General features: G+C 72.2%; 20 protein-coding genes. 16 read left to right on the top strand and 4 right to left on the bottom strand.

Going from position 1 to position 23363, the window contains the following annotated elements:
- Window positions 1-2 precede the first annotated feature (2 nt).
- From pcaG to ACFQ6S_RS00790, 4 genes are all read left to right on the top strand, one after another.
- Window positions 3-608, top strand: a complete 606-nt coding sequence (gene pcaG, locus ACFQ6S_RS00805; protein WP_383401426.1) for a protocatechuate 3,4-dioxygenase subunit alpha — start codon at window positions 3-5, stop codon at window positions 606-608.
- Window positions 605-1903 carry a 3-carboxy-cis,cis-muconate cycloisomerase gene (gene pcaB / locus ACFQ6S_RS00800; RefSeq protein ID WP_383401423.1) on the top strand — a complete coding sequence of 433 codons (1299 nt, stop codon included), beginning with the start codon at window positions 605-607 and terminating at the stop codon, window positions 1901-1903. The genes pcaG and pcaB overlap by 4 nt, the downstream gene beginning before the upstream one ends.
- A complete protein-coding gene (gene pcaD, locus ACFQ6S_RS00795; RefSeq protein WP_383401421.1) occupies window positions 1900-3012 on the top strand; it encodes a 3-oxoadipate enol-lactonase in 1113 nt (370 codons plus the stop codon). The genes pcaB and pcaD overlap by 4 nt, the downstream gene beginning before the upstream one ends.
- Window positions 3013-3076: 64 nt before the next feature.
- Complete coding sequence (locus ACFQ6S_RS00790) at window positions 3077-3868, top strand: SDR family NAD(P)-dependent oxidoreductase (protein ID WP_383401418.1); 792 nt, start codon at window positions 3077-3079, stop codon at window positions 3866-3868.
- Window positions 3869-3874: 6 nt separating this feature from the next.
- Here ACFQ6S_RS00790 and ACFQ6S_RS00785 read toward each other — a convergent pair whose 3' ends face one another.
- Window positions 3875-6550: an ATP-binding protein gene (locus ACFQ6S_RS00785; RefSeq protein WP_383401415.1), complete on the bottom strand. Its 2676-nt coding sequence runs from the start codon at window positions 6548-6550 to the stop codon at window positions 3875-3877.
- Window positions 6551-6779: 229 nt separating this feature from the next.
- Here ACFQ6S_RS00785 and ACFQ6S_RS00780 point away from each other — a divergent pair, with 229 nt between their 5' ends.
- The 3 genes from ACFQ6S_RS00780 to ACFQ6S_RS00770 all read left to right on the top strand — a co-directional run bounded on the left by ACFQ6S_RS00780 (window position 6780) and on the right by ACFQ6S_RS00770 (window position 10371).
- Complete coding sequence (locus tag ACFQ6S_RS00780) at window positions 6780-8114, top strand: MFS transporter (RefSeq protein ID WP_383401412.1); 1335 nt, start codon at window positions 6780-6782, stop codon at window positions 8112-8114.
- A 4-nt stretch (window positions 8115-8118) separates the two neighbouring features.
- Window positions 8119-9273: an anhydro-N-acetylmuramic acid kinase gene (locus tag ACFQ6S_RS00775; RefSeq protein WP_383401408.1), complete on the top strand. Its 1155-nt coding sequence runs from the start codon at window positions 8119-8121 to the stop codon at window positions 9271-9273.
- Between the two features lie 75 nt (window positions 9274-9348).
- The gene (locus ACFQ6S_RS00770; RefSeq protein WP_383401405.1) at window positions 9349-10371 is read left to right on the top strand and encodes a DUF2510 domain-containing protein; all 1023 of its coding nucleotides are present in this window, start codon (window positions 9349-9351) and stop codon (window positions 10369-10371) included.
- Between the two features lie 160 nt (window positions 10372-10531).
- Here the strand turns inward: ACFQ6S_RS00770 and ACFQ6S_RS00765 are convergent, their stop codons facing one another.
- A complete protein-coding gene (locus ACFQ6S_RS00765) occupies window positions 10532-11146 on the bottom strand; it encodes a TetR/AcrR family transcriptional regulator C-terminal ligand-binding domain-containing protein (protein ID WP_383401402.1) in 615 nt (204 codons plus the stop codon).
- A gap of 234 nt (window positions 11147-11380) precedes the next feature.
- Between ACFQ6S_RS00765 and ACFQ6S_RS00760 the strand changes: the two genes are divergently transcribed.
- Both ACFQ6S_RS00760 and ACFQ6S_RS00755 read left to right on the top strand, forming a co-directional pair.
- The gene (locus ACFQ6S_RS00760) at window positions 11381-12202 is read left to right on the top strand and encodes a phosphatase PAP2 family protein (RefSeq protein WP_383401399.1); all 822 of its coding nucleotides are present in this window, start codon (window positions 11381-11383) and stop codon (window positions 12200-12202) included.
- Entirely contained in the window at window positions 12199-13197 is a 999-nt protein-coding gene (locus ACFQ6S_RS00755) for a DMT family transporter (RefSeq protein WP_383401396.1), read from the top strand. Before ACFQ6S_RS00760 ends, ACFQ6S_RS00755 begins: the two co-directional genes overlap by 4 nt.
- 30 nt (window positions 13198-13227) lie before the next feature.
- Here ACFQ6S_RS00755 and ACFQ6S_RS00750 read toward each other — a convergent pair whose 3' ends face one another.
- On the bottom strand, window positions 13228-15279 hold the full coding sequence (locus tag ACFQ6S_RS00750; protein WP_383401393.1) for a phosphocholine-specific phospholipase C: 2052 nt from the start codon (window positions 15277-15279) through the stop codon (window positions 13228-13230).
- A gap of 161 nt (window positions 15280-15440) precedes the next feature.
- On the opposite strand from ACFQ6S_RS00750, the gene ACFQ6S_RS00745 reads away from it, so the two are divergent.
- From ACFQ6S_RS00745 to ACFQ6S_RS00715, 7 genes are all read left to right on the top strand, one after another.
- Window positions 15441-16739, top strand: coding sequence for an MFS transporter (locus ACFQ6S_RS00745; RefSeq protein ID WP_383401390.1), 1299 nt, complete (start codon window positions 15441-15443; stop codon window positions 16737-16739).
- 266 nt (window positions 16740-17005) lie between these two features.
- Window positions 17006-17728: a hypothetical protein gene (locus ACFQ6S_RS00740; protein ID WP_383401387.1), complete on the top strand. Its 723-nt coding sequence runs from the start codon at window positions 17006-17008 to the stop codon at window positions 17726-17728.
- A gap of 100 nt (window positions 17729-17828) precedes the next feature.
- The gene (locus ACFQ6S_RS00735) at window positions 17829-18317 is read left to right on the top strand and encodes a hypothetical protein (protein WP_383401384.1); all 489 of its coding nucleotides are present in this window, start codon (window positions 17829-17831) and stop codon (window positions 18315-18317) included.
- A gap of 108 nt (window positions 18318-18425) precedes the next feature.
- On the top strand, window positions 18426-20162 hold the full coding sequence (gene poxB, locus ACFQ6S_RS00730; protein ID WP_383401381.1) for a ubiquinone-dependent pyruvate dehydrogenase: 1737 nt from the start codon (window positions 18426-18428) through the stop codon (window positions 20160-20162).
- A 116-nt stretch (window positions 20163-20278) separates the two neighbouring features.
- Complete coding sequence (locus tag ACFQ6S_RS00725) at window positions 20279-21355, top strand: Rieske 2Fe-2S domain-containing protein (RefSeq protein WP_383401378.1); 1077 nt, start codon at window positions 20279-20281, stop codon at window positions 21353-21355.
- Window positions 21352-21552: a hypothetical protein gene (locus ACFQ6S_RS00720; protein WP_383401375.1), complete on the top strand. Its 201-nt coding sequence runs from the start codon at window positions 21352-21354 to the stop codon at window positions 21550-21552. Before ACFQ6S_RS00725 ends, ACFQ6S_RS00720 begins: the two co-directional genes overlap by 4 nt.
- Window positions 21549-22487 (top strand): PDR/VanB family oxidoreductase, encoded by a 939-nt coding sequence (locus ACFQ6S_RS00715; protein WP_383401372.1) that lies wholly within the window; start codon window positions 21549-21551, stop codon window positions 22485-22487. The genes ACFQ6S_RS00720 and ACFQ6S_RS00715 overlap by 4 nt, the downstream gene beginning before the upstream one ends.
- On the opposite strand, the gene ACFQ6S_RS00710 is transcribed toward ACFQ6S_RS00715, so the two are convergent.
- Window positions 22402-23253 (bottom strand): IclR family transcriptional regulator C-terminal domain-containing protein, encoded by an 852-nt coding sequence (locus ACFQ6S_RS00710; protein ID WP_383401369.1) that lies wholly within the window; start codon window positions 23251-23253, stop codon window positions 22402-22404. The two genes, ACFQ6S_RS00715 and ACFQ6S_RS00710, sit on opposite strands and share 86 nt — an antisense overlap.
- Between the last annotated feature and the right edge of the window lie 110 nt (window positions 23254-23363).

Here is a 23363-nt window from a genome sequence, read left to right as displayed (position 1 = left end):
CCATGACGAAGATCGACCCAAGCCGCCCGGAGACCGTGCTGCCCACGCCGTCGCACACGGTGGGCCCCTTCTACGGGCACGCGCTGCCCTTCACCGGCGGCGGCGACATCGCGCCCCACCGCCACCCCGACACGATCGCGTTGCAGGGGTACGTCCTCGACGGCGAGGGCTATCCGCTCCCGGACGCCTTCGTGGAACTGTGGGGCGCCGACCCGGACGGCCGGGTCTCCCAGGTCGACGGCTCGATGCGGCGGGACCCGGCAAGCGGCGGCTTCCTGGGCCGCAACGGCGTGGAGTTCACCGGCTGGGGGCGGGTCCAGACGGACACGGGCGGCCACTGGACCGCGCGGACGCTGCGGCCGGGGGCGCGCGGGCAGAGCGCGCCGTACATCAGTGTGTGCGTGTTCGCGCGCGGGCTGCTGGTGCATCTGTTCACCCGGATCTATCTGCCGGGTGACGACGCGGCGCTGGCCGCCGATCCGCTGCTCGCCCGGCTGGACGGGGCGCGCCGGGACACGCTGATCGCCGAGGAGCAGGGCCGGGGCACCTACCGTTTCGACATCCGCCTTCAGGGCGAAGGCGAGACGGTCTTCCTGGAGTTCCAGTGACTTCTGCCGGTTCCGACGACACCGGCCTGCTCGCCCCCGGGTGGGCAGGCTCCCCGGCCGCCTCGGCGACCGGCGACACGGCCTATCTGCAGGCCCTGCTCGACGCCGAGGCCGCCCTCACCCGGGCCCAGGCCGCCCTCGGCCTCGCCCCGGCCGAGGCCGCGTCGGCGGTGACGCGGGCGGCGGACGCCGGCCGCTTCGACGTCCGCTCCCTCGCCGAGCGGGCCCGGGCCGGCGGCAACCCGGTCATCCCCCTGGTCGCGGATCTGACGAAGGCGGTCGGCGACGACTATGGCCCCTACGTCCACCGGGGCGCGACCAGCCAGGACATCATGGACACGGCGACGATGCTGGTCGCGGTGCGCACGCTGACGACGATCCTCGACGACCTCGACCGCACGCAGCGGGCGCTGGCCCGGCTGGCCGCCGAGCACCGGGACACCGCGATGCCGGGGCGGACGCTGACCCAGCACGCCGTGCCGACGACGTTCGGACTGAAGGCGGCCGGGTGGCGGGCGCTGGTGCTCGACGCACGGGACCGGGCGACGGCCGTACGGGATGAGCTGCCCGCCCAACTCGGGGGCGCGGCCGGAACGTTGGCGGCCTTCGGGGCGTACAGCGCGGGCGATCCGACCGAGCTGCCGTCGGCGTACGCCCGGGAACTCGGCCTCCGGGCACCCGACCTGCCCTGGCACACGCTGCGCACGCCCGTCGCCGATCTCGCCGGGTGCCTGGCCTTCACGGCCGGCGCGCTCGGCAAGGTCGCCGTGGACGTCCTCACCCTCTCCCGCACCGAGATCGCCGAGGTCGCGGAGGGCAGCGGCGGCGGCTCCTCCGCCATGCCGCACAAGTCGAATCCCGTACGGTCCACGCTCATCGCCTCCGCCGCGCGGCGGGCGCCTCAGCTCGCGGCCACCCTGTACGGGTCGCTGGCGGCGGAGGACGAGCGGCCGGCCGGGGCCTGGCACGCCGAGTGGGAACCGCTGCGGGAGCTGCTGCGGCTGGTCGGCGGGGCCGCACGGGACTCCGTGGAGCTGGCCGAAGGACTGCGGATCCGGGCCGATATCATGCGTGCACACCTCGATCTCACCCACGGGTTGATCGTCTCCGAGCGGCTGTCCGCCGAGCTGGCCCCGGCGCTGGGCCGTGCCCGGGCCAAGGAACTGCTCAGCCGCCTGGCCTCCGAGGGGCGCCCGCTCGCCGAGGCACCGGAGCTGGCGGACGTCGACCTCGATCCCGCCCACTACACCGGCTCCGCCGGAGCCCTCACCGACCGTGCCCTGGAGCGACGTTGAAACTCCTCGACCACCGTGCCGAAGGGCCCGCTTCGGCACCGCCGCTGCTGCTCGGACCCTCGCTCGGCACCTCGTCCGCCCTGTGGGACAAGGTCGCGCCCGAGCTGTCGATCACCCATCGGGTGGTCCGCTGGGAACTGCCGGGGCACGGCGGTTCCGCGGCCGATCTGATCGGGGCGGGCGCCACCGTCGGTGACCTGGCCGGCCTGGTGCTCGCGCTCGCCGACTCGCTCGGCATCGAGCGGTTCGCCTACGCGGGTGTCTCGCTCGGGGGTGCGGTGGGGCTGCATCTCGCCGTGCACCACCCGGAACGGGTCGGCTCACTGGCCGTGATCTGTTCGTCGGCGCACTTCAACGGGTCGAAGCCGTGGGAGGCGCGGGCCGCTCTGGTGCGGCGCGAAGGGCTGGCAGGGCTGGCCGAGAGCGCGGACGCCCGCTGGTTCACGCCCGGGTTCACCGTGCCGGAGCTGGTCCAGGACCACCGCGACGCCGATCCGGGTGCCTATGCCGCCTGCTGTGACGCGCTCGCCGCCTTCGACCTGCGTGACCGGCTGCCCGAGATCACTTCGCCGACCCTGCTGATCGCCGGGCGCCAGGACCCCGCGACCCCGCCGGCCCATCTGCGGGAGATCGCGGACGCCGTTCCCGGTGCCGCGCTCGTCGAGATCCCGGGGGCCTCGCACCTGGCGCCGGCGCAGTGTCCGGAAGCCGTGCTCACGGCTCTGCGGGCGCACCTCGGCGGGGGCGCCCGGCGGGGCATGGAGGTGCGGCGTGAGGTGCTCGGCGACGCGCACGTGGACCGGGCGCAGTCCCGGCAGACGGCGTTCACCGCGCGTTTCCAGGACTTCATCTCGCGCTACGCCTGGGGCGAGATCTGGACCGACCCCACGCTCAGCCGCCGCGAGCGCAGCATGATCACCCTGACGGCGCTGGCCGCGCACGGCCACTACGACGAGCTGGCCATGCACGTCCGGGCGGCCCGGCGCAACGGGCTGACGCCGGAGGAGATCGGCGCCGTACTGCTCCAGACGGCCGTGTACTGCGGGGTTCCGGCGGCGAACTCGGCGTTCGCGACGGCCCAGCGGGTGCTCGCGGAAGAGGAAGGGTGACCTTGCCGGTCGTAGCTCCAGCAGGACCTCGCACATGCCTCCGCCTCGTGCCTACGGTGGGGGCATGTCCACCATTCTCATCACCGGCGCCACCTCGGGTCTCGGCCGGTACGTCGCCTTCGAGCTGGTCCGCTCCGGGCACGTCGTCCTCGCCCACGGGCGCGACCCGGGCCGTACGGAGCGGCTGGTCGACGAGTTGCGCGGCGAGGGTGACGCGGAGGGCTTCGTCGCCGATCTGGCCTCGCTGACGCAGGTGCGCGGGCTGGGCGCACATGTCGCCGACGCTCATCCCGACCTGGACGTACTGATCAACAACGCGGGTGTGGGCGCGGGAGCCCCCGGCGCGGGCCGCGAACTGAGTGCCGACGGACACGAACTCCGCCTCGCCGTGAACTACTTGGCCCCGGTCGTGCTGACCCGCGCCGTGCTGCCGGTCCTGCGTGCGAACACGCCCGCCCGGATCGTCAACGTCGGCTCGGCAGGCCAGGACCCGGTCGACTTCGACGACATCGAGTTCCGCCGCGGCTATGACGGCTTCGCGGCCTACCGCCGGGCCAAGTTCGCCCTGGCGGCCCACACCTTCACCCTCGCCGAGGAACTGGCGGACACCGCGGTCCGCGTGAACGTCCTGCACCCGGCGACCTTCATGGACACCGCGATGGTCCACGAGGGCGGAGTCACCCCCTGGAACACCGTCGCCGACGGCGCGCCGGGCGTACTGGCGCTCGCGACCCAGGACCTGGGAAGCGGCGGCTACTTCGACGGGACGACCCGGGCGCGAGCGCACGAGGGGACGTACGACCCCGAGGTCCGCAAGCGGCTCGCTGCCGTCACCGATCAGCTGCTGAGCCTCTGACCCGGCTCACACCACTCCGGAGGCGAGCGCCGCCTCCGCCTGGCGCACCAGCCCGTCCGCGCCGCACGACCGCGCCAGTGTGAGCCCTCGCCGCAGCTCCACGGAGGAGCGGGCGGCGATGCCGTACTCGACACGGGCGGCCGCGTGTTCGTACTGGCTGGGCGAGGCCTCCAGATAGGTGACGGCCTGTTCGGCGAGGCCCACCGCCCGCCGGCCGGTCTCCAGGGCGGCGGCGCAGCGCAGGGCCTCACCGATGGCGGTGTCGGTGCCCAGGCGCTCGGCGTGCCGGCGGACCTCGGTGGCCAGCCGCGCGGCGCGTTCCGGGTCCTCTCCGGCGAGCACCCGGGCCAGGTCGACGGCCCAGGGGGCGAGCACCGGGTTGTGGTGGCCGCGTACGGCCGCCGCCTTCCCCGCCGCCTCCAGTTCGTTGATGCCGTCCTTGGTGCGGCCGACGGCGAGGAGCAGCCGGCCTCGGACCGAGCGCGGGTCCGGCAGGAGGATGGTGGACGGGTAGGGCGGGGCGAAGCCGTACTGTTCGGCGATCTCCCAGGCCTGATCGACATGGCCGCGGGCGAGCAGTGTGTCGACGAGGTTGCAGGTCGTGGACCAGTACAGGGGCAGCCCGCGGCCGACGCGCTCGGCGAGCGCCAGCGATCTGCGCAGGGACGCCTCGGCCTCGCGGAGCCGGCCGCGCCTGCGGTGGCCGAGGCCGACGTAGGCGTGGGCCAGCGCGAGATGACCGCCGCTCCAGCCGGCGGACTCGTAGGCGCGCAGGGCGTCGTTGTAGAGGGCCTCGGCCCGGTCGAGACGGTCGGTGTAGGCGTAGGCGCTCGCCAGCATCATCAGCAGCTCGATGCCCCACTCCGGGTCGGTCCAGCCGAGTCCGGGCGCGAGGCGGCCGTTGACGAGGGCACGGTCGCACAGTTCGGCGACCTCCTCGGCACTCTCGCCGCGGGCCATGGCGTCGAAGCCGCGCAGGATGAGCAGGGCGCGCTCGGAGTTGTCGCGGCCGGTGCAGGTCCCGGCGAGGTCGGCGAGGCGTGCGGAGCGTCCCGGGGAGGTGGCCTGGCCCGCGTGGAGGCCCTCCCACATGAACTGCACCGCCTGGAGCCGCAGCTTGGCCGGTCCGTCCCGGTGCCGGGCGGCCTCCGCCTCGACGGTGCGGACGGCCTCCTCCATCTGGTCGTTGTGGAGCAGGGCCTGGGAGAGGCGGAAGACGGCGTCGACCCTTTCGTCGCGGTCGAGGCCGGGCATGGCGAGGGCGGTCTGGAGGTGGTCGACGGTGGTGGCGGGCGCGGTGAGGAGGGTGGCGCAGCCGAGTTCGTGGAGCACGCGCGCGTGGACCGCGGGCAGGGGCGGCTCCAGCAGGGCTCGCTCCAGACAGCGGCGGGCCGCGTCGGGGGCACCGACGGCGAGGTGCTCGCGGGCGGCCTCGCGCAGTTGCTCGACGAGTTCCTTGTCGTTGTCCGGGTGGACCTCGAGAAGGTGGCGGGCGGCGACCGCGGCGCCGTGGCCGTTGTCGGTGACGACGCGGGCGGCGATGCCGTGCATCGCGGTGCGCAGGGCGTCCGGGATGGAGTCGTAGACGGCGGTGGCGATCAGCGGGTGGACGAACTGCAGCTCGCCGTCGTCGGGTTGGGCGCCCGCCGGGTCGGGTTCGGTGAGGATGCGTGCGCTGCGCAGAAGCGCGGCGCAGCGCACGGCCTCGTCGAGGCGCATGGTGGCGAGCTCGGCCACCAGGTCGACGGAGATGCCGGTGCCGAGGATCGCGGCCGCCCAGGCGAACCGGGTGGCCTCGACGCCGAGCGTCTCCAGGCGGGCGACGAGTCCGCCGCCGCGCGCCGCGCGGTTCAGGGCCCGTAACTCGCCGGCCGACGACTCGGTCGGCTCGAACTCGCGGTCGCGCACCTTGGCGAGGAGTTCGACGGTCTCGTACGGGTTGCCGCCGGTGACGGCCCAGACCTCGCGGCAGAACGGGGCGTCGGCGTGCCCGCCGAGGGTGGCACGGGTGAGGCCCGCGGCGGCGTCCGGGGTGAGGGCGCTGAGGGTGGCGACGGAGGAACCCGCCGCGGCGATCGCGTCGAGGTGGCGGGCGCCGTCGCCGCCGGCCTCGCCGGGGCGGCGGGCCACCACGAGCAGGACGCTCTGCTCGTCGAGGCGTTCGGCGAAGGCGGCGAGCCAGCGCAGGGTCTCCTGGTCGGCCCAGTGCGCGTCGTCGACGAGCAGCACCAGCGGCCACTCGCGCCGGGCCAGCCTGCGCACGGCCGCGACCAGACCGTCGCACACGCCCTGCGGGTCGGCCTGGCGCTCGCCGGGGTCCGTGATGCCGAGGGCGGGGCCGGCTATGTCGTACCAGTCGCCGAGGTACTCCCGTGCCTCCTGGGGCATCAGCGAGAGCAGCGCGGGCTGGAGCAGTTGCCGTACGACGTTGAAGGGGACGGAGCTCAGGGTCTCGCTGCCGCGGGCGGACCACACCGTGCAGCCGCGGGCTTCGGCGATGCGGCGGATTTCGGCGAGCAGCGCGGTCTTGCCGAGTCCCGCCTCGCCCCGGACCACCAGGAGGCCGCCCGATGAGGACGTGGCGGCGCACAGGGTGTCGAGGGCCCCCTCGACCGCGGCGAGTTCGTCGTCGCGTTCCCACAGGGGTACCGAGGCGGCCGGCGTGGGCCGCGCCTCCGTCATCCCGCACCCTCCCCAAGTCACCCGAACGACGTACGAATCCCGAGCGTAGCCGTCCGGCCGACTGAGTGGAGGCCGGTCCGGGCACCTGTTGCCGTGACGGGTGACAGGGAATGCGGCGGGGCGACGCGCAGGTGCCGCGACCTGGCAGGGCGAACCTGACTGACAGTCAAAAAAAGCCGTGGAAAACGGTGTTCAGCCGATTTCGAAACGACAACCGAAGGTGCGGGGATTGACCTTGACGTTCCAAGACCGAGGCGCGGCCCGGTCCCGCAAGGCCCTCGTGGCGGGGTCGGTGGGCAACCTCATCGAGTGGTACGAGTTCGGTGTCTACGGCTACTTCGCGACGATCATCGCGGCGCGCTTCTTCACCCCGGAGGGCGGCACCGAGGTCGAGGCGCTGGTGAAGACGTACGCCTCGTTCGCGCTGGCGTTCTTCTTCCGGCCCGTCGGAGCGGCCCTGTTCGGCAGGCTCGGCGACCGGATCGGCCGGCGTCCGGTGCTGATCCTGGTGATCACGCTGATGACCGGGGCGACGACACTGATCGGCGCGCTGCCGACGTACGACTCGGTCGGCGCCCTCGCGCCGTGGCTGCTGACGCTTCTGCGGGTGCTTCAAGGGCTGTCCGCGGGCGGGGAGTTCGGGGGCGCGGTGTCGGTGATGACCGAGTTCGCGCCCCCGGGGCGGCGGGGGCTGTACGGGTCGTGGCAGTCGTTCACGGTGGCGCTGGGACTGCTGGGCGGTGCGGGTGTGGCGGCGCTGCTCGCCACCATGCTGAGCGAGGAGCAACTGGGCGACTGGGGCTGGCGGTTGCCGTTCCTGCTGACGCTGCCGCTCGGGCTGGGCGCCCTGTGGCTGCGGCTGCGGCTGGAGGAGACACCTGCGTTCCGGGAGGAGCGGCAGGCCGGGCGGCCGCCCGTGCGGGAGGTCGCGGGGGCGATCGCGCTGGGCGCCGGGCGGATCATGGGGTGGGCGGCGGCCGGCTACACCTTCCTGGTCGTGCTGCCCTCGTATCTGCAGTCCACGCTGGACGCCACCTTCCAGCAGGCGCTGATCGCGACGGTGCTGGCCAACTTCGGGTTCGCGGTGACGATCGTGCCGGCGGGATGGCTGAGCGACCGGTTCGGGCGGCGGGCGGTGATGCTGACGGGGGCGGTGCTCGTGGTGGTGCTCGCGGTGCCGCTGCTCAACCTTCTTCAGGACCCGGGCGTTTCCCTCACCGTGAAGGGTGCGGCAGTGTGGGGCGCGGGTGCCGTCGTGGGGCTGATGGCGGGGCCGGGTCCGGCGATGCTCGCGGAGCTGTTCCCGACGCAGGTGCGCTACACCGGGCTGGGACTCGCCTACGCCCTGTCCAATGCGGTGTTCTCGGGCTGTGCCGGGCTCATCATCACGGAGACGATCGAACGGACCGGGAGCGTGGACATCCCCGCGTACTACGCGGGGGCGACGTGCGCGGTGAGCGTCCTCGCGCTGGCCTGGGCACCGAAGAAGGTGCCGGGCGACCGGCCGGGGGCCGCGACCGGGGCTTCGGCCGCGGCCCACGATTCCGAGGGAAGGGCGAGTTGAGCGTATGCGGGTGATCGGCCTGATGTCGGGCACGTCCTACGACGCCATCGACGCCGGCGCCGCCGACCTGGGCCTCGTCGGCGACAGCCTCGTCCTCAAGCCGCTGGGGCTGGTGAGCGAGGCGTACGACGAGGAGCTGCGCGAGGCCCTCACGGACGCGCTGGCGCCCGGAACGACCTCGTTGGCCGAGGTGTGCCGGCTCGACACACGCATCGGACAGGCCTTCGCGGCCGCGGCCGTCCGCGCGGATCGCGAACTGTGCGGCGGCCGGGCGGAGTTGGTCGCCTCGCACGGGCAGACTGTGTACCACTGGGCCGAGGAGGGGCAGGTGCACGGCACGCTCCAGCTCGGGCAGCCCGGGTGGATCGCCGAGGCCACCGGACTGCCGGTGGTGGCCGACTTCCGGCCCCGTGACATCGCCGCCGGGGGCCAGGGCGCGCCGCTGGTCAGCCTGGTCGACCTGCTGTGGCTGCGCGGCCGGCCGGGCGCTCCGGTCGCCCTCAATCTCGGCGGTATCGCCAACCTGACCTCGCCCGACGGCACCGCCTTCGACACCGGGCCGGGCTGTGCGCTGATCGACGCGGCGGCGCGGGGGTTCAGCGGCGGGCGGCTGGCCTACGACGTTGACGGCGCGCTGGCCGGTCGCGGCACCGTCCATGAGCCGCTGCTGCACAGGCTGCTGGAGGAGCCGTACTACGCGCTGCCCGCGCCGAAGACGACCGGGAAGGAGCTGTTCCATCTGGGCCATCTGATGGACGCGCTGTCCGGTTTCGTCACCCTGCCCGCCGAGGACGTCGTCGCCACGCTGACCATGCTCACGGCCCATACGGTCGCGGACGCCGTGCGTGCGGTGGGTGCGACCGAGGTGATCGCGTCGGGCGGCGGGACGCTCAACCCGGTGCTGATGACGATGCTCGGGCAGCGGCTGCCGGGGGTGGCGCTGCGCACCTCCGACGAGTTGGGGCTTGCGTCGGCCGCGAAGGAGGCGTACGCCTTCGCGGTGCTGGGGTTCCTGACCGCGCACGGGCTGCCCGGCACCGAGCCGTCGGCCACCGGGGCCCGGCACGCGCGTGTGCTCGGCTCGATCACCCCGGGACGGGAGGGGCTGCGGCTTCCGCCGCCCGTCGGGGAGCGGCCGGTACGGCTCGTCCTGGAGTGACGGTCACCGGGGCGGCCGGGCGCCGGAGCCGGATCCTCTCATCCCGCTTTCACCGACGCCTCATACGGTGGACCCATGACGCAGGTGACTCCTCCCGGCTGGTACCCCGACCCGGGACAGAAGAACGACGGGCCGCCCACCGAGCGCTGGTGGGACGGCAAGGCGTGGACGGACCAGGTCCGGCCCGTGGGGTCGGCCGAGGTGTCGGGCCCGCCACAACAGCCGCCGGCCGACGGGGGCCCCTCGGCGTTTCCGGCCTATCCGGTGCACCCGGGCTATCCCGGCCAGTTGCAGTCGGGCAAGCGGCGCGGCCTGCGCACGGGCATAGCCGTGGGCGTGGCCGCGGTCGTCCTCGCGAGCATAGGCGTCGGCGTGTACGCGCTGACCGCCGGCGACGGCTCGGGCGGCGGCAGCGCCGACTCCCAGCAGCGGGGCCCGGGCGGCCAGGGCGGACAGGGCGGGCCCGGTGGCGGTCAGGGCGGTCCCTTCGGGGACTCCGGCGGCGGGAACGGGGGCTCCGGCGGCTCGGGCGGCCAGTCGCCCGCACCCGAGGGGTCCGAGGCGCCGAAGGTGGACAGTGGCTCGGTGACCGACCCGGTGAACGGGATCAGCATCCCCGTGCCGGACGGCTGGTACGGCCAGCAGCTCGGCGTGGGCGCGCAGGTGTCCTCGGACGAGTCGTACAAGTGCCCCTCCGACACCTCCGAGACCTGCATGAAGGGCGGCGCCTACTCGGCCCCCGCGCTCGCGCACGGCACGAAGGGCGAAACGGCCGAGGAGGTCGCCAAGGCGGACATCGCGGCAAACGCCGAGGAGTCGTACGGCAAGGGGTACGGCGAGATCAGCTCGCACGAGGTGCTGGCCTCGAAGGCGGTGACCGTGGCCGGGCAGAAGGGCTACCTGGTCCGCTGGAAGGCGGTGACGAGCAAGGGCTCCGACGGCTACGTCGAGTCGCTCGCCTTCCCCTCGCCCGTCAGCGGACAGCAGATGGTCGTGGTCCGTTTCGGCGTCGACGTCGAGGAGGGGCAGGGAGTTCTGGACGAGATCGCCAAGGGCATCAAGGTGTACACCGGCGGCGGCAGCGGCCAGGACGTCTGATCCTCCGCCCTGATCCACCCCGGACGTGATGCGGCCGGGCGGGGCTCCCCTCCGCTCAAGAGGAGCCCCACCCGGCCGGGGGGTGCGCGCCGCCCCCGTCCCCACGGTGCGGCGCGTAACAGGTCACCGTCCAGTCATCCCATGGACGGCGGCCTGAGTCTCAGGTGAGGCCGAGGGTCGGCAGCACGGCGGCCTCCACGAATCGGACGATGTACTCGGGATCGGCGTCCTCGCCCTCGAGCACGGGACGGGCCCGCAGCACGCCGAAGATCTGGGCGGGGATGTACTCCAGCGCCGGATGGTCGGCGGCGACCTCCCCGCGCTCCACCCCGCGCCGGAGGATCTCCCGCAGCGCGTCGAGCTCGGGCTCGATGAGCGCCTCACGCAGTGCCTGCTTCAGCTCCGGGTCCTGCAGGACGGCATGGCCGAGGGCCTGCAGCAGCCGGGTGTCCTTGGCCGACCACGCCCCCGCGGCCCGGGCGGCCTCCTTGAGGTCCCCCGCGAGCGTGCCGGTGTCGATGCCGTCGAAGCGGGTCTGCCGACTGCCGCGCAGGGCGGCCGCCACGAACTGGGGCTTCGTCCTCCACTGCCGGTACAGCGTGGCCTTGCTGCACCGCGTGGTCGCCGCGACGCCCTCCATGGTGACGGAGTCGTAGCCGCAGGCGCGGATCTGTTCGAGCACGGCGTCGAAGAACTCCTGCTCACGCTCGGGCGTGATCTTGGAGCGGCGCGAGGCGGCGACCGTCTCCGGTCCGTCCGCGGCCTGCGACGTCATCTGCTCTTCTCCTCGCTCGGGTGTGACGCCCCGCCCTGTGCGTGGGGCTCGGTCTCCAGTGTGTCGTACGTCTATCGAAACGTCACTGTACCGGAACGCCGACGTATCGGTACAGTGGCGTATCGGTACAGGGGCGTTTCGGTACGTCGACGTATCGATGAGTTCGCCGAGCCCGAGGAGTCACCAGCTCGACAGCTCCACCAGCACCACCCACGTCGGCGAAAGGGCCGGGGGATGAATGGCCGCACCGAGCCTGCTCGAGCGGAGACCGACGCGATAGCGCGGCCTCCGCTCGTCCGGGAGCTCCTGCTCGTCGCAGGGCTCTTCCTCGTCTACAAGTTCGGCCGACAGCTGGCCACGGGCCACACCGGCGAGGCCTTCGGCAACGCGGACCACGTGTGGAACCTGGAACGGGCGGTCCATCTGCCCGACGAGGCCACGGTGCAGGACCTGCTGCTGCACGGCGAGACGCTCATACACCTCGCGAACACCTACTACGCGACCGTCCACTTCCCGGCCACCGCGGCCTTCCTGGTCTGGCTGTATCTGCGCCGGCCCACGCACTACGTCTGGGCCCGCCGCGTGCTCGCCGCCGTCACCGCCGCCGCCCTGGTGGTGCATCTGACGTTCCCGCTCGCGCCGCCGCGCATGGCGGCCGCGACCGGACTGATCGACACCGGCCAGATGTACGGCCCCACCGTCTACGGCTCGCCCCAGACCGACCACCTCTCGAACCAGTTCGCGGCGATGCCGTCACTGCACTTCGGCTGGGCCCTGATGGTGGCGATCGGCCTGATCGTCGCGACCCGCTCGCGGTGGCGATGGCTATGGCTGCTGCACCCGCTGCTGACCCTGCTGGTCATCGTGGGCACCGCCAACCACTACTGGCTCGACGCCCTCGTGGCGGGAGCCATGCTCGGCCTCGCGCTCGCGGTGATCCCCCTGCCGTGGCGCACGGTCACGACAGCCGGCCGCGGTGCCGGTGATCTCGTCCCGGGTCCCCGGAGCGAGGAAGCCACGGACGAGGAGTCCGTACTCGTGGGAGCGGCCCGATGAACGCCACCCTCCTCGCCGTCGTCCTGTCCCTGTTCTCCGCCGTCGCCTACGCCGCCGCGGCCGTCGCCCAGGAGCGGCTGGCCTCCCGCACCCCGGGCTCCGGCCTGGTGCGACTGCTCGGCTCAGGCGCCTGGTGGGGCGCGGTCCTGCTCAACGGCTCCGGCGCGCTGCTGCACGTGGTGGCCCTGAAGTACGGTCCGCTGACCGTGGTCCAGCCGCTCGGCGCGCTCACCCTCGTGGCCGCGGTGCCGCTGGGCGCGCGCATCGCCGGGCGGCGGGTCAGCCCGGTGGAGTGGCGCGGTACGGCGCTGACACTGGTCGGCCTGGCGGCGATCCTGGTCACGGCCTCCGGACCGGCACCCGAAGACGTGATGAGCACGTCCGAGGCGATGGCGGTCGCGGCCGTGACGGTGGCCCTGATCGGCATGCTGTCGAGGCCGGGCGCCCGGCCGGGACTGCGGCACGCGACCGCGTCCGGCTTCGCCTCCGGGGTCGCCTCGGCCCTCACCCAGACGGTGACCGTGGCCGCGACGGACCACTCCGCCCCGCTGCTGAGCCTTCAGGTGGTGGGCGTGGCGCTGCTGGTCGCGACCTTCGCGGTGAGCGGGCTGCTGCTGTCGCAGACCGCCTACCGGGGCGGTCTCGGCGCCCCGCTCGCGGTGGTGACGCTGGCCAACCCGATGGCGGCCGCGGTGATCGGGCTCGTGCTGCTCGGCGAGCGGTTGCAGGGCGGACCGGTGGGCGTCCTCCTCGCGCTGGCCGGGGCGGGCCTGGCGTCCTGGGGCGTGGTGCTGCTCAGCCGGGCGACACCGGCTCCCGCCGGGAACGACGAGTACGCCGGCCCCGTCGCGGACGCCGACGAGCACCTCCTGGCCGCCGGGGACCCCGACCCGCACCCGGTCGCGGCCGTGCTGGCCCTGGAACCGGACTCGGCAGCCCCGGAGCCGGCGTTGGTGCCCCGGCAGCCTGGGCCGGGGCACCTCACCGCGCTGTGAACAGTGCCCTGATCGGCACTGCGATCCGGACTAGTCCGTGATGATCGCCGGGTCGCTCACACCCGGACGCCCGGTCTCCACGCGCCCGGCGAACCGCCGCAGGAACGCCGGGTCGGTCTCGGAGGTGACGGTCAGGTCGTACCAGTGACGGCTCGCCGTCAGGTCGACCGTGCGGCAGACGGTGGCGCCGGGGCGCACCGTCACCGTCGTGGGACGGCCGCCGTACCCGTTGACGATCTTCAGGCGTGCGCTCGCCGTTCCCTTGTTGGTGAAGATCAGCTCGATGTCGTCGCCCTTGTGGCGGGCGGTGACCTCGGGACCGGCCGCCTTGTTCGAGCCCTTGAAGTAGCGCACGAAGCCGGCCGGGCCGTGCACGGTCAGGTTGTACGAGCCGCCCGAGTACACCGAGTTCCAGGTGTCCGCGAGGGACTTGCCGGCCTCGGTGGTGTACATCCACGGGCCGTCGGTGCGGTTGCCGGACGTGACGTGGAAGGCGGCACCGGCCTTGGCGCCGGAGGCGAAGGACAGCGTGAACTTGCCGGCCGCCGCGTCCACCGAACCGTCCACGTGCGGGGCGTACTTCAGCGGGCGCGAGGGACGCAGACCGCGCTCCTGCTTCGGCATGTCGGGGTCGGCGGGCGGCGCCGGCTTGTAGTCGGGGTGACGCTCGCGGTCCTGCGGCTCGTACTCGTCCGTCTCCGGCAGCGCGGCCGGGCGGCTGTCCTTGCGGGAGAAGTCGAAGGCCGAGGTCAGGTCGCCGCAGATGGTCCGGCGCCAGGGCGAGATGTTGGTCTCCTTGACGCCGAAACGGCGCTCCATGAACCGCAGGATCGAGGTGTGGTCCAGGGTCTCGGAGTTGACGTAACCGCCCTTGCTCCACGGCGAGACGACCAGCATCGGCACCCGCGGGCCGAGCCCGTAGGGGCCGGCCGGGCGCTTGCTGTCGCCCTTGTAGAGGTCGAGCGAGACATCGACGGTGGACTTGCCCTTGGAGGCGTCCTTCGGCGGCAGCGGCGGCACCACGTGGTCGAAGAAGCCGTCGTTCTCGTCGAAGGTGATGAACAGGGCCGTCTTCGACCAGACCTCCGGGTTGGAGGTGAGCGCGTCCAGGACCTGCGCGATGTACCAGGCACCGTAGTTCGAGGGCCAGTTGGAGTGCTCGGTGAAGGCCTCGGGAGCGGCGATCCAGGAGATCTGCGGCAGCCTGTCGGCCTTGACGTCGGCCTTGAGCTGGTCGAAGTAGCCGTCGCCGCTCTTGACGTCGGTGCCGGTGCGGGCCTTGTCGTACCAGGGGTCACCGGGCTGGGCGTTGCGGTACTTGTTGAAGTACAGCAGCGAGTTGTCGCCGTAGTTGCCGCGGTAGGCGTCCTCGATCCAGCCCCACGAGCCGGCCGCGTCCAGACCGTCGCCGATGTCCTGGTAGAGCTTCCAGGAGATGCCGGCCTGCTCCAGGCGCTCGGGGTAGGTCGTCCAGCCGTAGCCGAGCTCGTCGTTGCCGAGGACCGGGCCGCCGCCCTGTCCGTCGTTGCCCGTGTAACCCGTCCACATGTAGTAGCGGTTCGGGTCGGTCGAGCCGATGAACGAGCAGTGGTAGGCGTCGCAGACGGTGAAGGCGTCGGCGAGGGCGTAGTGGAAGGGGATGTCCTCACGGGTCAGGTACGCCATCGTCGTGGTGCCCTTGGCGGGGATCCACTTGTCATACTTGCCACCGTTGTAGGCCTGCTGACCGTCGTTCCAGCCGTGCGGGAGGCCCTCCAGGAACTGCATGCCGAGGTCGTCCGCGTCCGGGTTGAACGGCAGGATGTCCTTGGTGCCGTTCGACTGGTGCCAGATCGACTTGCCGCTGTCGTGCGCCACCGGGCGCGGGTCGCCGAAGCCGCGGACGCCGCGCAGCTTGCCGAAGTAGTGATCGAAGGAACGGTTCTCCTGCATCAGTACGACGATGTGCTCGACGTCCTCGATCGACCCCGTGCGGTGGTTCGCCGGGATGGCCGCAGCCCGCTGGATGCTGCTCGAGAGAGCCGTGAACGCCGTGGTCGCGCCCGCGACTTGAAGGAATCTGCGGCGATTGACTTCGGGCATGAGAGAGGCACCTCTTCCCATAGAGGGTGATTTGACCGGCCGGCTGGTGACGGAAGCCGCGCGGAAGGAGTGTTCCAGGAGCACCAAACGTCAGGGAAGGGTCCGATGGCGCTCGTGTGAAAGTCATGGGTACGTGAGGTGTGCCGGGCGCGGGTCTGGGGATGGTCGCGATCATGACAGAGACGACGCGCACGGTTTCCCCGCCGACGAAACGGCCCGTACGCCAACTCCTCGCCGCCTCGGTCGGCAATGCCGTGGAGTGGTACGACTGGTACGCCTACACGTTCCTCGCCACCTACATCGCGGCCGAGGTCTTCCCGAAGGGCGCGGACAACTCCCTGGTACCGCTGCTCTCGACATTCGCGGTCTTCGCGGTGGGCTTCTTCATGCGACCGGTGGGCGGACTGCTGATGGGCGCCATCGCCGACCGGCGCGGCCGGCGCGCCGCGCTGACGGTCACCATCCTGCTGATGGGCGGCAGCAGTCTGCTGGTCGGTCTGACCCCGACGTACGAGTCGGTCGGCGTCCTCGCTCCGGTGATCCTGGTCCTGGCACGGCTGCTCCAAGGCCTGTCGGTGGGCGGCGAGTTCGCGGCATCGACGACGTTCCTGGTGGAGTCGGCGGGGCCCGGGCGACGCGGGCTGTTCTCCAGCTTCCAGTACGTGTCGACGACGGCCGGGCAACTCGTCGCCTCCGGCATCGCGACGCTGCTGGTGGACACGCTGACCGACGGGCAGATGAACGGCTGGGGCTGGCGGGTGCCGTTCGTGCTCGGCGCCGTGCTCAGCCTGGTCGGCTTCTGGATCCGGCAGGGCGCGCAGGAGACGCGGAGCGCCGAGCAGCAAAAGGCCGCCCGCCCCGGCCTGTTGGAGGCACTGCGACGTCATCCCCGCCAGTCCCTGCTGATCTGCGGCATCACCGCCGGCGGCACCATCGCCTACTACACCTGGACGTCGTATCTGCCGACCTACGCCGAACTCAACGCGGGCATCGAGAAGTCGGACGCCCTGCTCGCGGGCACGATCTCGCTGGCCTTCTTCGCCCTGCTCCAGCCGATCGGCGGTCTCCTCTCCGACCGCTTCGGCCGCCGCCCTCTCCTGCTCTTCTTCGGCCTGGGCTTCGCCCTGCTCACCGTCCCGCTGCTGCACGCCCTGCGCGACTCGTTCGCGGTGCTGCTGCTCGTGCAGTGCGCCGGCATGGTGCTGCTGACCGGGTTCACGTCGATCAGCGCGGCGGTGAACGCCGAGGTGTTTCCGCCCCGGGTGCGTGCGGCGGGCATCGGGTTCCCGTACTCGCTGACGGTCGCGCTGTTCGGCGGTACGGCGCCGTACGTGGGAACGCTGTTCAAGGAGCTGGGGCACGCGGACCTCTTCCCCTGGTACGTCGCCGTACTCTGCCTCGGTTCGTCGCTGGTGTATCTGCGCCTGCCCGAGACGGCGCACAAAGCGCTCGAACGATGACCGCACGGCTGCGGGTCAGCGCGGCTCGGCGATGCTGCCGCGCACGACGAGCTGCGGGGTGAGGACCACCTCCCGGGGTTCGGCGCGGTCCTGGTCCAGGCGTTCCACGGCCACGGCGACCGCGTACCGGGCCTGTTCCCGGGCGCCCTGGCTCGAGGGGCTCGCCCTGGCGGCGAAGAACCTGCACAGTGCGGCCGGGGCGCTCTGAGCGAGGAGCGCAACCCGTCGGCATGATCTCGGTCCCTGGGTGTGGTGAGGTGGGGATCATGACGACGAACGACGCGATCGTGGTGCCGGAGCTGTACATCGGCTACCCAGGAGTGGCCTTCGGCGGCTACGTCGCCGGAGTACTCGCGGCGAGGTCCGGAGCGCCGACGGTACGAGTGGACTTCCGGGGGCCGGTGCCGGTCGAGGCGCCCGTACGGATCGCCGAAACGGCGGACGGGGGCGTGGAGTTGGGCGGGTCCGAGCGGCCCCTTGCCGTGGCGCGTCCGGGCGAGTTGCCGCTCGCCGCGCCGGCCGCGCCCTCCTGGGACGAGGCGGCCGCCGCGGCGGAGAGGTTCCGGGCGGCGCCGCCGTCGGGTGTGGTCGACTGCTTCGGCTGCGGCCTGCGTTCCGCCGACCGCGGTCTGCGTGTGTACTGCGCGCCGGTGCCGGAGGCCGATCTGGTGGCCTCCGCCTGGACCCCGTCCCACGCGTTCGCCGACCCGGACGGCCTGCTCACGGCCGAACTGGTCTGGGGCGCTCTGGACTGCCCGGGCCACTGGGCGGGCCGCTTCCTGGGCACCCTGAGCCCCGGCGCGGTCACGGCGGCCCTCACGGGCACGATTCTGCGGCCCGTCGCCGCGGGTGAGCCGTACATCTCGTACGCGTGGCTACTGTCGGAGTCCGGCCGCAAGCACACGATGGGCGTGGCGCTCGCCACGGCCGAGGGCGAACTGTGCGCCGTCTCCGAGGCGTTGTGGATCGATCCGAAGCCCGCCCCCTGAAGCCGTCGCCGAGGCTCCCGCGCGCGGTGGCCTCGGGCGGACACGCATGGCGGGGACGGCGGAGGTGCCGCATTCTGAGGGGGAAGGGAGCGGGATTGCCATGGTGCGTGTCACGGGCCCACTGCTCTACGGGTCCGCCGCCGGGGCCGCGGGTACGACGGCGCTCGACGTGGTCTCCTACGGCGACATGGTGCTGCGGGGCCGGCCGACCAGTTCCACACCCGAGACGACCGTGCAGAAGCTGGCGCAAAGGCTTCACCTGCGCATCCCCGGCGAGGGTCAGGCTCAGGAGAACCGCACCGAGGCCCTTGGTGCGCTGACGGGCCTGGCGGCCGGGATCGGTATGGGCGCCATGCTGGGGTTGGGGCATGCGGCCGGTTGGCGCCCGGCTCGAAGCACCCAGTACGCCGTCGCCGTGGTGGGGGCACTCGTGGCCACCAACGGCCCCATGACCGTACTGGGGGTTACCGATCCCCGGACCTGGGCCACGTCCGACTGGATCGCTGACATCGTTCCCCACCTCGCCTACGCGGTGGTGACGGTGAGCGTGTTCAACCGGCTGCTCGGCGGTGTCCGCGCGCCCTCCTGAGCCGCGGACAGCGGGTGCGGCCTACCCCGAGCCGGGCCATGCTGAGGACAGGACCTGCGGCGATCATCGCGCCGCCCACCGCAGCCCGGGTCGGGAGGACGTCACATCATGGCCGACACGGTCGCTGACCTCATCGTTTCCATGCTCAAGGCGTCCGGAGTGCGACGGGTGTACGGCCTGCCCGGCGACTCCCTCAACGGCTTCACCGACGCTCTGCGCCGTGACGGCACCATCGCGTGGGGACATGTCCGCCACGAGGAGGCCGCGGCCTTCGCCGCCGCCGCCGAGGCAGGCGTGACGGGGCGCCTGGCGGTCGCGGCCGGCAGTTGCGGGCCGGGCAACCTGCATCTGATCAACGGACTCTTCGACGCGCAGCGCAGCCGGGTGCCGGTGCTCGCGGTGGCCGCGCAGATTCCCCAGGAACAGATCGGCAGCGAGTACTTCCAGGAGACCCATCCGCAGCTGCTGTTCCGCGAGTGCAGCGTGTACTGCGAACTGGCGAGCATGCCGGAACAGGTGCCCTGGCTCCTGGCGACGGCTGTCCGCACCGCCCTCGAGCGCAGCGGAGTGGCGGTGCTGGTCGTCCCCGGCGAACTGTTCCTGGCGCCGGCGCCCGACAGGCCCGCTCAGCACCCGGTGCTCAAGACGTCGTCCCACGTACGACCGGACGACGCCGCGCTGGCCCGCGCGGCGCGGATCCTCAACGCGTCCGATCGGGTGACGATCCTGGCCGGGGCCGGCTGCGAAGGGGCGCACGACGAGGCCGTGGCGCTGGCCGAGGCGCTGAAGGCGCCCATGGTGCACTCGCTGCGGGGCAAGGAGTTCCTGGAGTACGACAACCCCTACGACGTGGGGCTGACCGGGCTGATCGGCTACAGCTCCGGCTACCGGGCGATGGAGCACTGCGACGCGCTGCTGATGCTGGGCACCGACTTCCCCTACCGCTCGTTCTATCCGCGGAAGGCGTCCGTCGTGCAGGTCGACGTGCGCGGTGAGCACATCGGCCGCCGTACGCCCGTGGAGGTCCCCCTGGTCGGGACCGTCAAGGACACCGCCCAGGCGCTGCTCCCCCTCCTCGAACGCCGAGGCGACGACGGCTTCCTGAAGACGATGACCGGCCACTACCAGCGGGTGCGCTCCCGCTTGGACCGGCTGGCCGAGGCCAAGCCCACCGACTCCCCGCTGCACCCGCAGTACGTCGCCGCCACCGTCGACCGGCTGGCGGCCCAGGACGCGGCCTTCACCGCCGACGTCGGCACGCCCACCGTATGGGCGGCGCGCTATCTGCGCATGAACGGGGCGCGGCGGCTCATCGGCTCCTTCAACCACGGCTCGATGGCCAACGCTCTGCCGCACGCCATCGGGATCCAGGCCAGCCATCCCGGCCGGCAGGTGATCGCACTCTCGGGCGACGGCGGCCTGGCGATGCTGCTCGGCGAGCTGAGCACACTGCGGCAGCTGGACCTCCCGGTGAAGGTGGTCGTCTTCAACAACTCGGCTCTGGGTTTCGTCGAGTTGGAGATGAAGGCCGCAGGCGTCGTCACCTACGGCACCGGTCTGGAGAATCCTGACTTCAGCGCCCTGGCCCGCGCAGCCGGCCTGCATGCGTCCCTCGTCCGGCGCGCGGACGAGTTGGAGGACGCGTTGCGAGAGGCCTTCGCACACGAGGGTCCCGCTCTGGTCGACGTCCACACCGAGCGCCAGGAGCTCTCGCTCCCACCCAAACTCACGCTTGAGCAGATCAAGGGCTTCACGCTGTTCGCCACCCGAACCGTCCTGTCCGGACGCGGTGACGAGATCCTTGAGCTCACCAGGACCAATCTGCGTCAGCTCAGCCTTGAGTAGGGCCTCCCCTTCCGTCTGGCAGAAGTCGCCTTGCGCGGCGGTCGCAGCCGTCACGACCCTGATGCCAACCACGGCACGCGGGGCGACGAAGCCCCGCCGACAGGGACGGGAACCCCATGCCTCACACCACCGCCTTCGCCAGGAACCAGTGGTACGTCGCCGCCTACAGCCACGAGGTCGGGCGCGAGTTGCTCGGACGGACGATTCTCGGGGAGACGCTCGTCCTCTACCGCACCGAGGAGGAGGGGACGCCGGTCGTCCTGCACGACCGGTGTGTGCACCGCCGCTACCCGCTGTCCGAGGCGCCGACCCGGCTCGACGGTGACCGGATCGTGTGCGGGTACCACGGGTTCACGTACGACACGACCGGTACGTGCGTGTATGTGCCGGGACAGAAACGCGTCCCGCGTACCGCGCGAGTCGCCTCGTACCCGGTGGTCGAGCAGGATTCGCTGATCTGGGTGTGGATCGGCGACCCGGCGCTCGCCGACCCGCAGGGCATCCCCCGGGCCAGGCACCTCGACTCCCCCGGCTGGGTCACCGTGCGCGGCATGGAGCCGATCGACTGCGACTACGGCCTGCTCGTCGACAACCTTCTCGACCTCTCCCACGAGACCTATCTCCACGGCGGCTACATCGGCACCCCCGAGGTCGCCGAGACGCCGATCACCACGGAGGTCGACGAGGGCGCCGGCATCGTCCGGGTGAGCCGGCACATGGACGACGCCGAGTGCCCGCCGTTCTACGCCAGGTCGACCGGCATCGAGGGCCGGATCACCCGCTGGCAGGACATCGAGTACCACGCCCCGTGTCTGTACCTGCTGCACAGCCGGGTCGCTCCGGTCGGTGTGGCGCCCGAGCCCGACGGCAGCGACCCGGGCGGCTTCCACACCGAGGTCACCTACGCCATCACGCCCTCCGGCGACGGCAAGGTGTACGACTTCTGGGCGGTCTCGCGGGACTGGGCTACGGACGACGACGAGGTCACCGAGTTCCTGCGCGGCAACAACCACACCGTCGTCATGCAGGACGTCACCGCCCTCAACCTGCTCCAGAAGACCCTCGGCACCGAACGCCACGGCTACCAGGAGCTGAGCATCAACATCGACACCGGCGGCCTGGCCGCTCGCCGTATCCTCGCCCGGCTGGTCGAGGAGGGCGCCAAGCCGATGGAGTCGGAGAAGGTCCAGTGAGCGGTCCCACCGGTGAGATCTACCGCATCGACTGGCTGCCGGGCACCGACGTCCTGCACGGCACCTGTCACTGCGGCCGCGAGCACACCGCGCAGGACCCGGTGGAGATGTGGGAGTGGATGCTCGCCCACCCACAAGGACACCGGCTCCAGGGACACCGGCCGCAGGGACACGAGCCGCGGGGGACCAGTTCATGAGTGACGTGTACGAAGCCGAACTCGTCGTCGACCGCCGGGAGTTCGCGGCCGACGGCGTCCTCGCCCTCACCCTGCGCCACCCGCTCGGCGAGCGGCTCCCCGCCTGGGAACCCGGCGCCCACATCGACGTCGTGCTCGGGCCGGAGCTGGAGCGGCAGTACTCGCTGTGCGGCGATCCGGCGGACCGCGCCACCTGGCGGATCGCGGTGCTGCGGGAGCCGGACGGGCGAGGCGGATCCGCCCATGTGCACGAGCAGTTGGGACACGGCGACAAGGTCCGGGTGCGCGGGCCCCGCAATCACTTCCGGCTGGAGCCCGCTCCCCGCTACCGCTTCATCGCGGGCGGCATCGGCATCACACCGATCCTGCCGATGCTGGCCGCGGCCGAAGCGGCGGGCGCCGACTGGACGCTGCTCTACGGCGGGCGTACGCGTCGATCCATGGCGTTCACGCAGGAGTTGGGGCGTTACGGCCGGCGGGTCGGCGTCGCCCCGCAGGATGAGTCCGGGCTGCTGGACCTCGGCCCGGTGCTCGACGACGTTCCCGACGGCACGCTCGTCTACTGCTGCGGCCCCGGTCCGCTGCTCGACGTCGTCGAGGCGCGGTGTCCGTCCGGGATGCTGCACGTCGAGCGGTTCCAGGCGAAGGCGCAACCGGCCGGCGAGGAGCGGGAGTTCGAGGTCGCGCTGGCGCAGAGCGGGCGGACGCTCACCGTCGCGCCCGGTGTCTCCGTGCTGGACACGGTGCGGGCGGCCGGCATCGAGGTGCTGTACTCCTGCACCGAGGGCACCTGCGGGACCTGTGAGACCGACGTCCTCGACGGCACCCCGGACCACCGGGACTCCGTCCTCACACAGGAGGAGCGGGAGGGCGGCGAGACGATGATGATCTGTGTGTCACGGTGCCGGGGGCGCCGGCTGGTCCTGGATTTGTGATCCGCAGGTCGGCCTCGATCCGGGCGACCGTCGCCCGCAGCGGCGGCAACAGGTCCCGGCGCACGGAGTCGACCGTGTTGCGGCCCGCGTGCACGGCGATGTTGACGGCCGCGACCACCTCGCCGTCCCGGTCCCGCACCGGGGCGGCGACCGACCTGAGCCCCACCTCCAGCTCCTGGTCGACGACGGCGTAGCCCTGTCGGCGGACGCGGCGCAGCTCCGCCCGCAGAGCGTCCGGCGAGGTGCGGGTGCGCGGGGTGAAGGACTTCAACTCGGTGCCGGTCAGACGGAGTTCGATCTCCTCCTCGGGCAGGTGGGCGAGGATGACCCGGCCCACCGAGGTCACATACGCCGGAAAGCGCGTCCCGACGGTGATGGACGCGGTCATGATGCGGCTGGTCGGGACCCGGGCGACGTAGACGATGTCGTCGCCGTCGAGGACGCACAGCGACGACGACTCCCGTACCTGTGCGACGAGTTGCTCCAGATGCGGTTCGGCGATCTGGGGCAGGGTGTAGCTGGAAAGGTAGGAGTAGCCGAGTTCCAGCACGCGCGGGGTGAGGCTGAAGAGGCGGCCGTCCTGGTGGACGTAGCCGAGGTCGGCGAGGGTCAGCAGCAGGCGGCGGGCAGCGGCGCGGGTCAGGTCGCAGGTGTGGGCGACCTCGCTGAGTGTGCGGGCGGGATGGCCGGCGCCGAAGCAGCGGATGACGGCGAGGCCACGCTCGAAGGACCTCACGAAGTGCGGTGCGCGGTCTTCGGCGGACATCGCCACCTCCAGAAGTGTCAACAATGTTGTCGGCGAACCCATTGACCGGATGCGTTTGAGGCTTCTACCTTCCCGCTGAGCGAACTCGCGCACTACTGTGCGCCTTGCGC

The organism is Streptomyces sp. NPDC056479 (genome assembly GCF_042795335.1).
Lineage (GTDB): Bacteria > Actinomycetota > Actinomycetes > Streptomycetales > Streptomycetaceae > Streptomyces.
The sequence above is the reverse complement of the archived record's forward strand: the minus strand, read 5'-3'. Positions and strand labels throughout refer to the sequence as shown.

Excerpts from the sequence above, each read along its gene's own strand:
- ACFQ6S_RS00775 (WP_383401408.1), top strand. The coding sequence starts at position 8,119 with ATGCGGGTGATCGGCCTGATGTCGGGCACGTCCTACGACGCCATCGAC.
- ACFQ6S_RS00725 (WP_383401378.1), top strand. The coding sequence starts at position 20,279 with ATGCCTCACACCACCGCCTTCGCCAGGAACCAGTGGTACGTCGCCGCC.
- ACFQ6S_RS00785 (WP_383401415.1), bottom strand. The coding sequence starts at position 6,550 with ATGACGGAGGCGCGGCCCACGCCGGCCGCCTCGGTACCCCTGTGGGAA.
- ACFQ6S_RS00760 (WP_383401399.1), top strand. The coding sequence starts at position 11,381 with ATGAATGGCCGCACCGAGCCTGCTCGAGCGGAGACCGACGCGATAGCG.
- ACFQ6S_RS00770 (WP_383401405.1), top strand. The coding sequence starts at position 9,349 with ATGACGCAGGTGACTCCTCCCGGCTGGTACCCCGACCCGGGACAGAAG.
- ACFQ6S_RS00750 (WP_383401393.1), bottom strand. The coding sequence starts at position 15,279 with ATGCCCGAAGTCAATCGCCGCAGATTCCTTCAAGTCGCGGGCGCGACC.
- poxB (WP_383401381.1), top strand. The coding sequence starts at position 18,426 with ATGGCCGACACGGTCGCTGACCTCATCGTTTCCATGCTCAAGGCGTCC.
- ACFQ6S_RS00765 (WP_383401402.1), bottom strand. The coding sequence starts at position 11,146 with ATGACGTCGCAGGCCGCGGACGGACCGGAGACGGTCGCCGCCTCGCGC.
- ACFQ6S_RS00715 (WP_383401372.1), top strand. The coding sequence starts at position 21,549 with ATGAGTGACGTGTACGAAGCCGAACTCGTCGTCGACCGCCGGGAGTTC.
- ACFQ6S_RS00755 (WP_383401396.1), top strand. The coding sequence starts at position 12,199 with ATGAACGCCACCCTCCTCGCCGTCGTCCTGTCCCTGTTCTCCGCCGTC.
- ACFQ6S_RS00710 (WP_383401369.1), bottom strand. The coding sequence starts at position 23,253 with ATGTCCGCCGAAGACCGCGCACCGCACTTCGTGAGGTCCTTCGAGCGT.
- ACFQ6S_RS00790 (WP_383401418.1), top strand. The coding sequence starts at position 3,077 with ATGTCCACCATTCTCATCACCGGCGCCACCTCGGGTCTCGGCCGGTAC.
- ACFQ6S_RS00745 (WP_383401390.1), top strand. The coding sequence starts at position 15,441 with ATGGTCGCGATCATGACAGAGACGACGCGCACGGTTTCCCCGCCGACG.
- pcaG (WP_383401426.1), top strand. The coding sequence starts at position 3 with ATGACGAAGATCGACCCAAGCCGCCCGGAGACCGTGCTGCCCACGCCG.
- ACFQ6S_RS00740 (WP_383401387.1), top strand. The coding sequence starts at position 17,006 with ATGACGACGAACGACGCGATCGTGGTGCCGGAGCTGTACATCGGCTAC.
- ACFQ6S_RS00735 (WP_383401384.1), top strand. The coding sequence starts at position 17,829 with ATGGTGCGTGTCACGGGCCCACTGCTCTACGGGTCCGCCGCCGGGGCC.